16 protein-coding genes and 1 riboswitch are annotated in these 14,654 nt (G+C 37.2%); of the genes, 1 reads left to right on the top strand and 15 read right to left on the bottom strand.

What is annotated here, in order from left to right; genetic code table 11:
* Nucleotides 1-35: 35 nt before the first annotated feature.
* The 8 genes from A4245_RS13885 to A4245_RS13850 all read right to left on the bottom strand — a co-directional run bounded on the left by A4245_RS13885 (nucleotide 36) and on the right by A4245_RS13850 (nucleotide 6,280).
* Entirely contained in the window at nucleotides 36-503 is a 468-nt protein-coding gene (locus A4245_RS13885) for a CcdC family protein (protein ID WP_067728928.1), read from the bottom strand.
* A gap of 38 nt (nucleotides 504-541) precedes the next feature.
* On the bottom strand, nucleotides 542-913 hold the full coding sequence (locus A4245_RS13880; RefSeq protein ID WP_067728926.1) for a response regulator: 372 nt from the start codon (nucleotides 911-913) through the stop codon (nucleotides 542-544).
* A gap of 81 nt (nucleotides 914-994) precedes the next feature.
* Entirely contained in the window at nucleotides 995-1,699 is a 705-nt protein-coding gene (locus A4245_RS13875; RefSeq protein WP_067728925.1) for a cytochrome c biogenesis CcdA family protein, read from the bottom strand.
* Between the two features lie 210 nt (nucleotides 1,700-1,909).
* On the bottom strand, nucleotides 1,910-2,134 hold the full coding sequence (locus A4245_RS13870) for a YneF family protein (protein WP_067728923.1): 225 nt from the start codon (nucleotides 2,132-2,134) through the stop codon (nucleotides 1,910-1,912).
* 46 nt (nucleotides 2,135-2,180) lie between these two features.
* Nucleotides 2,181-2,639 carry a sporulation inhibitor of replication protein SirA gene (sirA, locus tag A4245_RS13865; RefSeq protein ID WP_067728921.1) on the bottom strand — a complete coding sequence of 153 codons (459 nt, stop codon included), beginning with the start codon at nucleotides 2,637-2,639 and terminating at the stop codon, nucleotides 2,181-2,183.
* Nucleotides 2,640-3,180: 541 nt separating this feature from the next.
* A complete protein-coding gene (gene tkt, locus A4245_RS13860) occupies nucleotides 3,181-5,184 on the bottom strand; it encodes a transketolase (protein ID WP_067728919.1) in 2,004 nt (667 codons plus the stop codon).
* Between the two features lie 133 nt (nucleotides 5,185-5,317).
* The gene (locus A4245_RS13855; protein WP_067728917.1) at nucleotides 5,318-5,551 is read right to left on the bottom strand and encodes a DUF896 domain-containing protein; all 234 of its coding nucleotides are present in this window, start codon (nucleotides 5,549-5,551) and stop codon (nucleotides 5,318-5,320) included.
* 90 nt (nucleotides 5,552-5,641) lie between these two features.
* A complete protein-coding gene (locus A4245_RS13850) occupies nucleotides 5,642-6,280 on the bottom strand; it encodes a YneB family resolvase-like protein (protein WP_067728932.1) in 639 nt (212 codons plus the stop codon).
* Nucleotides 6,281-6,565: 285 nt separating this feature from the next.
* Here A4245_RS13850 and lexA point away from each other — a divergent pair, with 285 nt between their 5' ends.
* The gene (lexA, locus tag A4245_RS13845) at nucleotides 6,566-7,189 is read left to right on the top strand and encodes a transcriptional repressor LexA (RefSeq protein WP_067728915.1); all 624 of its coding nucleotides are present in this window, start codon (nucleotides 6,566-6,568) and stop codon (nucleotides 7,187-7,189) included.
* A gap of 325 nt (nucleotides 7,190-7,514) precedes the next feature.
* Here the strand turns inward: lexA and A4245_RS13840 are convergent, their stop codons facing one another.
* From A4245_RS13840 to A4245_RS13810, 7 genes are all read right to left on the bottom strand, one after another.
* Nucleotides 7,515-8,183 carry a carboxymuconolactone decarboxylase family protein gene (locus A4245_RS13840; RefSeq protein WP_067728913.1) on the bottom strand — a complete coding sequence of 223 codons (669 nt, stop codon included), beginning with the start codon at nucleotides 8,181-8,183 and terminating at the stop codon, nucleotides 7,515-7,517.
* Between the two features lie 202 nt (nucleotides 8,184-8,385).
* A riboswitch (SAM riboswitch) is annotated at nucleotides 8,386-8,496 on the bottom strand.
* A gap of 333 nt (nucleotides 8,497-8,829) precedes the next feature.
* A complete protein-coding gene (locus A4245_RS13835) occupies nucleotides 8,830-9,822 on the bottom strand; it encodes a C-terminal binding protein (RefSeq protein ID WP_067728911.1) in 993 nt (330 codons plus the stop codon).
* 26 nt (nucleotides 9,823-9,848) lie between these two features.
* On the bottom strand, nucleotides 9,849-11,120 hold the full coding sequence (locus A4245_RS13830; protein WP_067728909.1) for a TRAP transporter large permease: 1,272 nt from the start codon (nucleotides 11,118-11,120) through the stop codon (nucleotides 9,849-9,851).
* Nucleotides 11,117-11,620: a TRAP transporter small permease gene (locus A4245_RS13825; protein WP_067728907.1), complete on the bottom strand. Its 504-nt coding sequence runs from the start codon at nucleotides 11,618-11,620 to the stop codon at nucleotides 11,117-11,119. Before A4245_RS13825 ends, A4245_RS13830 begins: the two co-directional genes overlap by 4 nt.
* A 70-nt stretch (nucleotides 11,621-11,690) precedes the next feature.
* Nucleotides 11,691-12,716 (bottom strand): TRAP transporter substrate-binding protein, encoded by a 1,026-nt coding sequence (locus A4245_RS13820; protein WP_067728905.1) that lies wholly within the window; start codon nucleotides 12,714-12,716, stop codon nucleotides 11,691-11,693.
* A gap of 3 nt (nucleotides 12,717-12,719) precedes the next feature.
* Complete coding sequence (gene dmpG, locus A4245_RS13815) at nucleotides 12,720-13,754, bottom strand: 4-hydroxy-2-oxovalerate aldolase (protein ID WP_067728903.1); 1,035 nt, start codon at nucleotides 13,752-13,754, stop codon at nucleotides 12,720-12,722.
* Nucleotides 13,751-14,653: an acetaldehyde dehydrogenase (acetylating) gene (locus A4245_RS13810; protein WP_067728901.1), complete on the bottom strand. Its 903-nt coding sequence runs from the start codon at nucleotides 14,651-14,653 to the stop codon at nucleotides 13,751-13,753. The genes dmpG and A4245_RS13810 overlap by 4 nt, the downstream gene beginning before the upstream one ends.
* Nucleotide 14,654: the final 1 nt, after the last annotated feature.

The raw sequence follows: 14,654 nt of genomic DNA, 5'->3' as shown, positions 1-14,654 counted from the left end.
ACAAAATAATGCGCTTAACTAAAGGTTAAGCGCATTTATCTGTAACTGAGCTTTTTCAATTGTAAAAATTGGTAAAGCATCACGGTCCTCCACGTTATAATCATACCGAATGCAAGCATAAAGAACATACCACTTGTTTCCCCTAGGGAGATATGACTTCCTACAATGAGCTTTATGATGATCCTTATCACTAGCAGGCCAATCAGAATAAAAGGAAAAGCCCTTGAAGGAATCAAAAAGATGTCATCGCCCCGAACTTCGAATCTGGAAGCTTTAATAAGTAAAATAGAGAATATCATTCCGACCAGAAAAGCTTCCAGCATTTGGACCCAGGAAATATGGAACACAGGAAAGAGAAACATCAGAGCACCAGTGCTCATAAAAAGTGGCGGCAAGATTATTTTTTTTACTGAAGCAGGTTTTTTGGACGCTCTTAATCTTATTACAATCATTGCTGCAGCCATTAAAGCTGCGACAGCTGTACTTGCCACTAACCAAAACATATTAAATCACTCTCTCGTAGACATGAATCTAGAATCTGTTATTTGCTAACTTTCGTTAAAGCATTTTTAACGGTTTCCAATACACGATATTCATCAAAAGGCTTTACAATAAAATCCAGCGCTCCGGCTTCGATTGCTTCCACAACAACCTTCTGCTGCCCCATAGCTGAACATACAATAATTTTCGCTTCACCGTCTATTCGTTTAATCTCTTTAATAGCTTCTATACCGCTCATTACTGGCATTGTTATATCCATTGTAACCAGATCCGGCTCATGCTCCTTATACAATTCAACAGCATCTCTGCCGTTTTCAGCTTCTGCAACTACAACATGCTGATTATTTTCGAGAATTTCACGAAGATTGTTTCTCATAAATTTCGCATCATCGACAATAAGAATGTTTGCCAAGGGAAACACCACCTTTTCAAATTATTTTCGTAAATTCAGTCTATGATTGTTTATCATAATATATTCAAAGGGAAACTTCCATTAGAAACCGTAAAATCCAAACCACCCTGCCAGAAATGCAGTAAGTCTGGTCATCCAATCAAAGAACAGGGCAACCCCCATAAAGATCATCACCCATCCGCCAATTTTCACCAGCTTGGCACTGTGTTTTCTGAACCACGTTAGTTTACCAATGAAAAAGGACAAAACAAGGAAAGGAACCGAGAATCCTAAGATGTAACTGATCATCATAACCATCCCAATATCCGGATTGGTGGCTGCAAGCGAAAGGACAATAGCCAGGATCGGACCCGTACATGGTGTCCACCCAAGCGAAAATGCCATCCCGATAATAAATGTACCAAAAATTCCAGCCGGGCGATTTTTAAAATGTATTTTTCTGTCTTTCATCAGGAATTCAAAATTAAGCACACCGACTATAACCAGCCCAAAAAATATAATTAAGATTGCACCGATTTGCCTGATCAGATCCTGATAGGTCAAAAGAAATTCTGAAATAAAAGTAGTGGTAAACCCAATCATTATAAAAATACTGGAAAAACCAACCAGAAAACTTATTGTATGTATTAGCGCCTTTTTATTGACTTTTTTATTATCTTCCTTTAATTCGTTTACACTCATACCGGTAATATAAGACAAAAATACCGGATAAATTGGCAGTACACAAGGTGAAATAAATGATAAGAACCCCGCCCCAAAAGCAAGAAAGATATTTATCTCTGTCATCGTAACCCTCCTATCGGCTCTTATCTATTCTAACAGATAACCAGGTAAAAGAAACACATTGAATTCGACAAAATAAGCAATATTATCTTCTTGGACAGTAATTAGCGTCTCATTTCAGCAATGGTTCTTCCTGCCCAATAAAAACACCTCCAGTCTAAATTCGTGGAGGTGTTGTGCAATATTTGTTTATCATTGTAATTAATATAATAGCTATTCTTTACCTGATTGGTTATTCATTGCACGCATCATTTGATTGATTTTCTTCTGGGATGGTTTTTGTCCCATTTGCATCATTAATGTTCGAAGCATTTGCTCGTTGATTGGTGGATTCTTTTTCAGATAGTTCATCATATATTTTCTAGCAATAAAAAATCCAAGAGCAACACCAGCAATTAATGCTGCTATAGCAATTAGTACGACCCAAATTGTGCTCATTTCCAGAACTTCCTCCTTCGTGTTGTCTCTTATACAGTATATTAAATTAGCGGTAAGAATACAATACTTGTCTTACCTGAGCACTTGTTTTTTGTATGATCGGAGAAATCCATCCGTAATTTGGCACATTTTTACCCTGTACGAATAAAAAGGGGTGAAAATCCCGCAGCATAGGAAATAAAAGCATAACCGCCTCTTGCAAGTTCTTACAACGGAAATTCAATAACCCGCCCTCCACCTGAAGCAGGATGGAATGGTCGTTTTGATTAATATATATCATCTTGCCTACTGAATGAACAGTAATATGTTTAGCTTGATTTTTATTCAAGTGGGCTAAAATTTCCTTGAATCGAACCTGACGAGTAATGTATAAGTATTGGGTTTTCAAGTCATTACGGTCTGGTTCGGCTTCATATTCCCTCAAAAAGCGTGAAAGGATATCACTTTTGTGAAAGTAGCTTTTCGCAACTTCTTCCTTAATCCAATAAATAGAGTACTCATTCATATCTATCTTCTCCCCTCTTACCCTCTATTATAAGTATTGATTCAACAAAATCCTGTCATAATATAATGCAAATTTATACTATTTTTGTCGAATCCGGGAAGAAATAGAACCTTGTCATAGTTTGCACCTGTTTAGTCAGATTACTTAATTATCATGGAAACTTGATTGTCACCAGGCCACTCGGTGACAGCGTTAGTTAGAACAAAAGCGCAAGCGCCCGTTAAGGGACCTACGGACTGCGCCCCGAACTGTGGGGTGGTTCGACTTGTCGAACATTCCTACGTAGGCGATAAAGGAAACACGACGAACGGAGAGAGTCGATGTTGACTTTCACCACAAGGGTCTAAGTGCGACTAAGCCTCTGGCAAAGCCAGTCGGCAAGTCTTCTTTATCGTACGGAGGCGAAGGAAGCCTCGCTAGTCCCTGGGCGCTGTAGCTGGACGTGGCTGTTTATGTGTAAAAGTTAATTGCTGCCAAAATTTATATTTTCTTATTTTACAAAAAAAGATGGCTCCTTAAAAGGAACCATCTTCTGCTTTGTTTAGTTTAAGACTTTTTCAACATGGTTTACAACGTTTTCTACAGTAAAACCGTATTCTTCAATGACTTTTTCTCCATTTGCAGAAGCTCCAAAGCGGTCAATTCCGATGACTGCTCCTTGATCGCCAACATAACGAGCCCATCCAAATGATGTAGCCATCTCTATTCCGACACGTGCTTTTACATTTGGCGGAATTACTTCGTTTTTGTATGCTTCGTCCTGTTGTTCAAAGCGGTCCCATGAAGGCATACTTACTACACTAACGTCGATGCCTTTCTCTTTAAGAGATTTTTGGGATTTCACTGCAAGCTGCACTTCAGAACCGGTCGCAAGCAATATTGCATCAGGTGTTTCTTTTTCAGATTTACTAATAACATAAGCACCTTTTTTAACGCCCTCATAAGCATTTTCTTTTGTACCTTCGAGAGTAGGCAGGTTTTGTCTTGTTAAGACTAATGCAGTTGGCTGGTCTGTTGATTCTACTGCAAGTCTCCATGCAGCTTGGGTTTCATTGCCATCAGCAGGTCTAATTAAGGACAATCCCGGGATTGCACGCAATGCCGCCAAGTGTTCTACTGGCTCATGAGTTGGTCCGTCTTCCCCTACTGCAATGGAATCATGTGTAAATACATACGTAACCGGTACATTCATAATAGAAGCCAGGCGAATTGACGGTCTTAAGTAATCGCTGAATACAAAGAAGGTACCGGCGAATACTTTTAAGCCGCCATGCAGCGCCATACCATTCAATGCTGCACCCATTGCATGCTCACGTACACCAAACCAAATATTTCTGCCAGAATAATCTCTGCGAGTGAAATCATCTTCTCCATTGATCGTAGTTTTGTTCGAACCGGCTAAATCAGCACTTCCTCCGAAGAAGTTAGGAACTGATTTTGCAATCGCATTAAGAACTTCCCCTGATGATGCACGAGTAGCCAATGCCTTTTCTTCAGGCTGATAAACTGGAAGATCTTTTTCCCAGCCAGCAGGAAGTTCGCCTTTTATAGCAAGTTCGAATTCTTCAGCAAGCTCTGGATATTTTTCTTTATAACCTTCTACCAATTTATTCCACTGAGATTGTTTTTCTTCTCCATTTTTAACGATTTTCTCGTTAAAGTCTGCATAAACTTCTTCAGGGACCTGGAAGTCTTCATGAGTCCACTTATAATATTCTTTTGTTAACTTTACTTCATCCGATCCAAGTGGTGCACCATGTGAAGAAGCAGAAGCAGATTTATTTGGTGAACCATATCCGATAATTGTTTTGATTTCTATTAAAGTAGGTTGTTCCGTGTTTGCCTGCGCTTCTTTAATTGCGCTTCTGATTGCATTCAAATCGTTGCCGTCTTCCACTTGGATGACCTGCCATCCGTAAGCTTTGAAACGCTGATCTGTATTATCAGAGAAGGAGCGGTTCAATTCTCCATCAAGCGAGATATCGTTGGAATCATATAATGCAATCAATTTACCCAGACCTAAATGTCCGGCTAAAGAAGCTGCTTCATGTGAGATACCTTCCATCAAATCTCCATCACTGACAAGGGCATATGTATAATGATCCACAATAGCCATGTCTTCCTTATTGAATTTAGCTGCAAGATGAGCCTCAGCCATTGCCATACCAACTGACATGGCAATACCTTGTCCAAGAGGACCCGTAGTTGCTTCGACACCATCTGTATGGTTTACTTCCGGATGACCAGGAGTTTTGGAATCCCATTGACGGAAATTTTTCAGATCATCAATTGTTAGATCATACCCTGATAAGTGAAGCAAGCTGTACAAAAGCATGGAACCATGTCCTGCAGAAAGTACAAATCGATCCCTGTTAAACCATTTTGAACTTTTTGGATTATGGTTCATGAAGTCTGTCCAAAGTGTGTACGCCATTGGTGCTGCACCCATAGGTAATCCTGGATGACCAGAATTTGCCTTTTCTATCGCATCAATTGACAAAGTACGAATTGTATTTACCGATAATTGTTCAATATTCTCTGACATATTTAGTGCTCCTTTCAAATTTAAGGATGAAGTATCCACATACATTCTATAATGAATCTTGATTTGCAACAAGTGATTTCATCCATTTAGTTTATTAACCAAATTAATTATATTGCTTCCCTCTTATTATGTTCTAATGTTTCTTATTTCTTTCCTGCAGATCTCGAACTTTTTTAGGAGTTACATCATTGCCTTCCGGATCAATAACAGTCATCGTTTTAAACTGATTTTTAAAAGAGCTTCTGACATTATTTAAATATTCTTCTCTCAATGTTTTCTGTTCTTCTTTTTCTTTATCTGTTAACCCTTCATTCTTAGATTTTTTAGCCAATATATTTATTCGCTCCAGTTTTTGCTTTGATAACATTTCATTACCCTCCTGGTAAATTTAGAGAAATTAAAAAGGCAAGAATATTATATCCCTGCCTTTTCATCGTACTCTACCTATATTCGATATTCAAGTTTTTTGAAATTCTCTATATCTCCTGTGTACAGTTGCTTTAGAGACATTATAGCCTAATCCATTCAGCGTTTTTGTTATTTCATCGAACGTAAGGTTATTGCTGCGTAACCGAACGACCTCTTCGATAGGAAAAGCAATGCGTTCCCTTCCTGGAGCCTTATTGATATTGGCTAAATTATTTTTTGGATTATATCCTTCATTTATTGCCTTTTTCATACCACGTTTGATTTTCATATTGTGAATTTTACGCTGATATTCTTCGACAATACCCACAATCTGAAGCACCATTGAATCCGATTCGGTCAGTTCGAGTTCCCCTTCATTAATCGCGGTGTAGATGGAAATATTTAACTTTTGGAGCTGATGGAAAAGAGCAATTTTCGTGTTTCCTCTGCCAAGTCTCGTTTCATCCTGGATTAACAAGCATTGTGCTTTGTCAGCAGAAAAATAATCCAGCATTTTAAAGATTCCATCCCGATCAATCTCGTACCCGCTTACCTGCTCCTCAATGCATTCCATCACATCAAAATTGTATTTATCAGCGAGTCGCAGCAACTCCTGTTTCTGTCGGGCCAATGAAGTTTCCTGTGTTTTTTTGTCTGTACTTACTCGACAGTATATGATTGCCTGCAAATCCAAGATCCTCCCCCAGTATAAAAGTTATCCACTAATGATCATGGAAAAATATAGAAAAGCCAATGATAACGCAAAAGCAACTAAATAAAAAGCATCCGATTTTGAAATTTTTTCAAACATGTTATAGTCCCCTTTACAATTTTTTAGAACGACTGTTCGCTTACTGAAAGTATACTACCGAACATATGGTCCTGTCAATGATTTTTAGAACGAATGTTTGCTTATTCATGAAGATAATGGTAAACTATCATTAGTTAATCCTATGTGAGAGGTGAACGATAGATGACGAAACTTTCAAAAAGACAACAAATGATTCTTGATTTTATAAAAAGCGAAGTTAAACAAAAAGGGTATCCGCCGTCCGTTCGTGAAATAGCTGTTGCAGTTGGTCTTGCTTCCAGTTCGACCGTACATGGTCATCTCGAAAGAATAGAGAGTAAAGGATTTATTCGCAGAGATCCCACTAAACCGAGAGCTATCGAAATTATTGATTTGGATGTGGATAATCACATCCCGAAAGAAGAAGCGCTTTATGCTCCGGTAATAGGAAAGGTAACCGCCGGTCTTCCTATTACAGCTGTAGAAAACATCGAAGAATTTATCCCGCTTCCTAGTTCCAATTCCAATCCTGATGACAATATATTTGTACTGGTAATTGATGGTGAAAGTATGATAGAAGCAGGAATACTTGATGGGGATATGGTAATCGTAAAACAGCAAAACACAGCCAATAACAGTGATATTGTAGTGGTTATGACTGAAGATAATGAGGCAACGGTGAAACGATTTTTCAAAGAAAAAGGCCACATACGCCTGCAGCCCGAGAATGCGACAATGGAGCCATTAATTTATTCAAATGTTTCCATACTAGGGAAAGTAATAGGATTATACAGAAATATCCATTAATAAAAAGAGGGGCTTCACCATTCACTGGTAAAACCTCTCTTTTTGTTTGAAAGAAAAGCGCAAGCGCTCAAGATATCATGATTGTCGCTAAAGAACCATACTACTGTTTTACTTCTCCAAAATCTCTTTTTCTATTATGAAGAAAGTCAATAAATGTTAAGCTTCTATTAAAATCTATGTTCCATTAGTTTGCCGTTTCTCTCCAATAAGATAGACTATTATGATTTGTTCCCTTATCCTTTCTATGTTTCCATAATCCCGTCGAGTGAGGGAAGGTGGGTGAGGCTCCTTTCTCTCCTATTATTGACTGGTTTTTTCTAATGACTTATGCCTCATCGTAAGCATTTAATGCATTTACACTATGCGCAATGGCCGATCCTGCTTTTAACGCTACTGCCACAAAAATGGCTTCCGTTATTTCCTCCAGACTTGCACCCGCTTTTTTGGCATTTTTCGTATGCAGATTAATGCAATAAGCACATCCTGTTGTATGTGCGGATGCCACCGCAATTAACTCTTTTTCCTTCACTGTCAGCTTACCTGCTTTGAGGGCCTTATGATCAAAAGCGGCAAATGCCTTGAAGGTATCACCGTTTAGATCACCAAATTCTTTAAGTCTATTAAAATAGGATGCTTTGTAAAGCTCCTCATCACTTTCCCCGTCAAATGCATTTAGCGCGTTTACCCCATGGGCAGCTGCCGAGCCTGCCTTTAATGCTGTTGCTACAAAAATAGCTTCAGCAACTTCCTCTTTGTCTGCTTCATTTTTCTTCGCATTCCCAACATGTAATTCGATGCAGTAGGGACATCCGGTGATGTGTGCCACTGCAACAGCAATCAATTCCTTCAATTTTACGGACAATTTTCCTTCGGCCAATGCCTCTGTATTAAAAGCAAAGAAGGATTGGAATGCTTCCGGTGCATATTCCTTTAATTCAGTGATCCTGCTAAAATATGATTTTTTATATAAGCTATCTGTTTTCGTTGTCAATATAATCTCTCCTCTTTTAATTTTTGATTTTGAAGTAAAAAACGCACTCTTTGTTTGATTTCCCTTCCTAAATCAACAGGACTTATCCCATTCGTTTAGTTGGTTTAAATTCAATACCTTTCCAAATCTCGAATTCTATCACCCCCTTCAGTGAAAACAAAAAAACCTCTCCCGATGAGGAAGAGGTTAAATTTCTTTACACACTGTCTCATCTTTCAAGCGGACGCTTGCTGGATTTAGCACCATTTTTTACTCTTTAAAGTAACGGTTGCTGCGGGATCACAGGACCAGTTCCTCCCCCGACTCTTGATAAGAAATTGCTTTATTCAATTTAAAATTTTAGTTTTACGATTTCACCATATCATAACGAATCACAAATAAAGTGTCAAGTAGAAATATTGGTTTTTTTAGATAAAAATAGAATAATTAAAAAATAGACGACATTATATTAATAGAATACAGGGTTGTATACAACACAGTTTTCTTAACATTAGCCTACATTTGAAGTTTAACAACATGCAGTGTGATGTTTAATGGCTAGTTATATCATCTGTTGGGATATTTAGATCAAAGTATATGTCTTGGTCTTTAGTTAAATATTATTAATGAAGCATGAAAATTCCCTTTTGATAAAGTATAATTCCATTAATTATTTCACTAAAACATTTTTGTTAATATGATAGGTTGGTAATTTGCCTTGAGCGACTTCAATTACATTCATTATTGCTTTTTGTCTGATTTCCCTAAAAGCATCCTCTGAATACCAAGCTGCATGTGGCGTTAAAACTACTTGATCCATAGTTCTTAAGACATGATTAGATGGAAGTGGTTCTTTCTCCGTTACATCAAGAAACGCACCAGCAATTTTGTTTTCTTTTAATGCCTCGATCAATGCTATCTCATCAATGATTGGACCTCTAGCAGTATTAATAATATAGGCATTTCTTTTCATCATATTCAATTCATCTACACCTACTAAATGATAAGTATCGTCAATTAATGGAACATGAACTGAAACGAAATCACAATTTCTCATAATCTCTTCTACAGTTGCTTTAACTACTTTATCCTTTTTCATTGTATCCCCATCCACAAATGGGTCATATGCATACACTTGATATCCAATTACATTTAGTTTCTCAGCTAGTCTTCTAGGAATTTTTCCATAACCTAGTAACCCTACAGTAGCTTTACTAGAGCGAAGTGGAATAGCTACTTGTTTAAAGTCCCACTGTCCTTTTCTGGTCATATCATTATATGGTACCAAGCGACGTGCAGCCGAAAGAATACTGGCTAACGCGTGATCAGAAACCTCGTCAACACAATAATCATTTACATTTGCAACTATCGTATTTGCTTCGGTAGCTGCATCTACATCAACCATATTTATTCCGATACCGTAACGTGAAACCAATTTCAAATTCGGTGCTTTCTTTAGAATTTCCCTGTCAATATTTGCATACATAATGATTATTGCATCTGAATTTTTAGCAGCATTTACAATTTTAGATTTATCTTGTGATTGTAAAATTGATAATTCTATTGGTTGTTCACTAGTTGTATATGAGGCTACAATTTCTTCTTCTATATTTGTATCTTCCCATTCGTGATCAATTATCGTTACTTTAAATGGTGTTGTCATTTTTTCTCCTCCTTGTGTTCACCATGTTATATGTGAAATAAAGATAAACTTGGAATATAAGTTATAAGTAATAGTGTTATGACTAGGATAATAAAAGGTGGAATGATTGCTATCGATAACCTCTCAATTTTTAATTTTGAGATACTCGAAGCCACAAATAAATTTAATCCAAGTGGTGGTGTAATAAACCCTACACTTAAGTTAACAATCATAATAATACCAAAGTGAATAGGATCAATCCCTAATCCAGTTGCCAATGGCAATAGAATTGGAGTTAAAATAATTACCGCAGCAATGGTTTCCATAAATGTACCTACAATAAGTAACAATACATTTATTAAAAGTAAAAATATAATTGGATTTTCTGTAATTCCCATAATAGTTGTGGCAATTTGATTAGGTATTTGTTCCAATGCTAATATACGTCCAAATACAGCCGCTGCCGCCACAATAATCATGATTGAACCAGTAGTCAAGGAGCCCTTATAAATTACAGAAAACATTTCTGTCCATTTTAATTCCTTATAAATCAACCCACTTAGAACAAATGCATAAACCACAGCTACTACCCCTGCTTCAGTTGGTGTGAAAACACCACCATAGATACCACCTAAAATGATAACAGGCATTAGAATAGCACCTTTACCTTGATTCAACATTTTAAGACGCTCTTTCCATGATGATTTCTCAGAAACAGAAAAATTATGCTTTTTAGAATGAAAAACTGCCCATATAATGAGACTTAGCCCCATCATGATACCTGGTACAATACCAGCAATAAACAAATCACCAATTGATACGTTAGCCGATACACCATAAACTACCAATGGAATACTAGGTGGAATAACAATACCAATCGTGCCCGCTGCAGCTATCAGTGCAGTAGAAAAAATTCTACTATATCCCCTAGAAACCATTGCTGGAATCATAATGGTTCCAATGGCAGCTACAGTGGCAGGACCTGATCCAGAAATAGCTGAAAAGAACATTGCTGTCAGAATCGCTGCAATTGCAAATCCACCTTGGAAATGACCTACAAAACTACTTGCAATCTTAAATAATCGCTCAGAGATCCCACCTTTCCCCATTAATGCACCAGCTAAAATAAAGAAAGGAATAGCCATTAACGGAAAGGAATCATTTGCTGTTATTAAAACCTGTGTTATTAAGTTAATAGGCATTGAAATGTCACTAACTAGAACAGTAAATAAACTAGCAATTAAAAGTGCAAATCCTACAGGGACAGATAGTAACAGCAAAATAATTAAAGTTCCAAACAATATAATCGATGGACTCATAGTATCGGCCCCTCCTTTTCAATCTGGTTATCATCTTCTTTCCATAGATTGATCGAGGTTTGAATCAATCGTAAAGAAGCAAAGAGGAAACCTACAGGCAATGATAAATATACAAGCCACATCGGGATCTGGAGTGTAGCTGAATTTTGACCAAAGCCCATCATATTTTCCACTAATAAATATCCCTGGTATGTAAAGTAAATAAAAATTCCAAACAGCACTATATATACAAATTGTCTTAATGCTTTTTGTGCTGCTATTGGGAGCCTATCTATTATAATATCAATACTTATATGGGCTTTATCTGAAAATCCAATCCCAATTGATAAAAAGATTAACCAAATAAATAAATACCTTGCCGCCTCCTCCATTCCAGTCATCGCATCACCCATTACATACCTTGTAAATACCTGTATGAAAATTAATACAACCATGATAATCATACTTAGTGTTATCAACACTTTTTCAAAATGATTTAGAATTGACTTAAGGTATCTCATATAGATTTTCACCATCCATCCTATGTATGAAGATAACTAGGCAGTCGTTTACTACCTAGTTATCCTTAGATTACTGATTTAATTCACCCATTAAATCATCAAATAGCTCTTGACCTGCTTTATCAGCAATTTCTTCATAAACGACTTCCATTTTCGATTTGAAACCAGCTTTTTCTTCTTCAGTCAATTCAACGACTTCCATTCCTTCATCTACTAATAACTGAAGTGCCGCCGCTTCATCATTTGCAGATAATTGACGGTTATACTCACGTGATTCTACTGCTGCATCGAATACGACTTGTTGTAAATCCTCTGGTAAACTATCATAAAAAGTTGGACTAATAATTACTGGCCATGGAGAATACATATGCTCAGTTAATGTCAAGTAATCTTGTACTTCATAATATTTCATGTTATACATTAATGCTAATGGTGTTTCTTGTGCATCGACTGTACCTTGCTGTAATGCAGAATAAAGCTCATTAAATGCTATTGGTGTTGCGTTTACACCCGCTGCATTCCATGCTTCAACCTGTAATGGATTTTCCAATGTACGCATTTTAATACCACCCAAATCATCAGTAGATGAGACGGGTCTTATATTATTTGTAAAGTGACGGAATCCATTCTCCCAATATACCAAACCTTTTAAGCCATTTTCCTCTAATGAATCTAATACTTTTTGCCCGACTTCTCCATCTAAGACACGATGAGCTGTTTCTGCATTTGGAAATAAATATGGTAGATCCCATAAAAGCATCTCATTTGAAAATGATGCTAATGGCGCACTTGAAGGCGCTGCCATTGTTAGGTTACCTAATTGAATTGCCTCTATCATTTCTCTCTCTCCACCAAGCTGGCTGTTAGGATAGATTTCAACCTCTATACGACCATCACTATTTTCCTCAACTAACTCTTTGAACTTTTCAAACGAAGCGTGTTGAAAGTTATCTTGTGACGCTGCGTGACCTGCTTTAATCACAAATGTTTCACCATCACTTGCTTCAGCGCCATTATCTCCTGAAGTTTCACTTGAACAAGCTGCAATTATAATTGACATACCTACTACCATGATTAAAAAGAGTATTTTTTTCATATTTTAAACTTCCTCCTTAGCTCTTGTTATTTTTTCTTTAGCCAAATCCTGTGCTACTCCGATAATCCAATCTTCTTGTCCACCAACTGCACCCATCTCAGAAATCTTTGTTAAGATGTCACGTGGATCAACACCATATTCTTTTCCAGCTCTTTCTGCAAATAGAAGAAAGCTAGAGTAGACGCCTGTATATCCAAGTGTCAGACTTAGTCGATCAATTTGAACTGGTCTTTTCATCATTGGTTTCATCACATTTTCAGCTGCATCCATCACTTTATATAAATCTACTGCATGTGGAATATCTAATTTATTCATTACTGCAGCAAGCTGTTCTAGAGAGGCATTCCCAGCTCCAGCACCCATTCCGGCTAAACTAGCGTCTATTCTATCTGCCCCTTCTTCTATTGCAACAATTGAATTGGCTACACCAAGAGAGAGATTATTATGTGCATGAAATCCAACTTTTGTATGTAAGTTTTCTTTAAATAAAGATACTCTACTTCTTACATCATCCATTGTTAATGCACCAGCAGAATCCACTACATAAATAGTTCCTGCTCCATAAGATTCCATTTTTTTAGCTTCTTCCAGTAATAATTCAGGCTTTGTACGATGTGACATCATCAAAAATCCAACCGTATCCATTCCTAAATCTATTCCTGCTCTAATATGTTGTTCGGATACATCTGCTTCCGTGCAATGTGTGGCTACACGGACCACTGATGCACCCCACTCTCTTGCATTATTTAAGTGTTCGATTGTACCTATTCCAGGAACTAAAAGTACTCCAATTTTTGCGTTTTTTGTATTTTTCACCGCGGTGGTAATAATGTCCTTTTCTGTTTCTTTAGAGAAACCATATTGAATGGAGCTACCACCTAATCCATCTCCATGTGTGGCTTCAATAATATCAACACCTGCATCATCAAGTAGTTTTGTTAGTTGGGCAATCTGCTCTACTGAATATTGATGGGAAATGGCATGCATTCCATCACGTAATGTTACATCATTAAAAACTATTTTGTTTGATTGTGTCATTGTGATACTCCTTTCGATACCATCAATTCTGTCATAACTTCAGCTGTCTTTACCGCAGCAGATGTAATAATATCTAAGTTACCTGAGTACTTCGGAAGGAAGTCTCCGTTTCCTTCTACTTCGACCGCAACAGTTACAATATTATCTTTTATAACTGGATCTGCTTTAAAGCTGTATCCTTTCACATAGCTTTGTACAATTTCGAGCATGTCATATAATCTTTGTAAGATATTTTGATGTATCTCATCAGAGTATTCCGATATTTTTACGTAAATTGTATTTCTCATTAATATAGGAGGTTCAGCAGGATTTAAAACAATAATTGCTTTTCCTTCTTTTGCTCCACCAACTTCTTTTAATGCCCTTGCAGTAGTTTCCGTAAATTCATCAATGTTTTGACGAGTGCCTGGTCCGGCACTCTTACTTGAAATAGATGCAACAATTTCCGCATATTCTACTTCGACTACATCCGAAATTGCCTTGACCATAGGAACAGTTGCTTGTCCTCCACATGTAACCATATTAACGTTATCCAATTCTTCAATATTATGAGTATCTAAACTTACAGATGGCACCATAAACGGTCCAACAGCCGCTGGAGTCAAATCAATTGCCTTCTTCCCTAGTCTTTTAAGAATAGGTGCGTTATATGTATGCGCCTTAGCAGAAGTAGCTTCAAACACAATGTCAGCTAAATCCGCTTGCTCTACAAATCCATCAATCCCTGTATATATAGGAACTAATCCATAGTCTTTAGCCAATGCCAACCCTTTTGAATTTGAGTCAATTCCAATCATCACGGTTGGTTCCAGTTTTTCACTTCTTAATAACTTATACATTAAGTCTGTACCAATATTTCCTGATCCAATAATCGCACACTTTACTTTCTCGGTTACCATT

Origin of the sequence: Oceanobacillus damuensis, assembly GCF_001618145.1 — a bacterium.
Classification (GTDB): Bacteria; Bacillota; Bacilli; order Bacillales; family Amphibacillaceae; genus Oceanobacillus; species Oceanobacillus damuensis.
The sequence above is the reverse complement of the archived record's forward strand: the minus strand, read 5'-3'. Positions and strand labels throughout refer to the sequence as shown.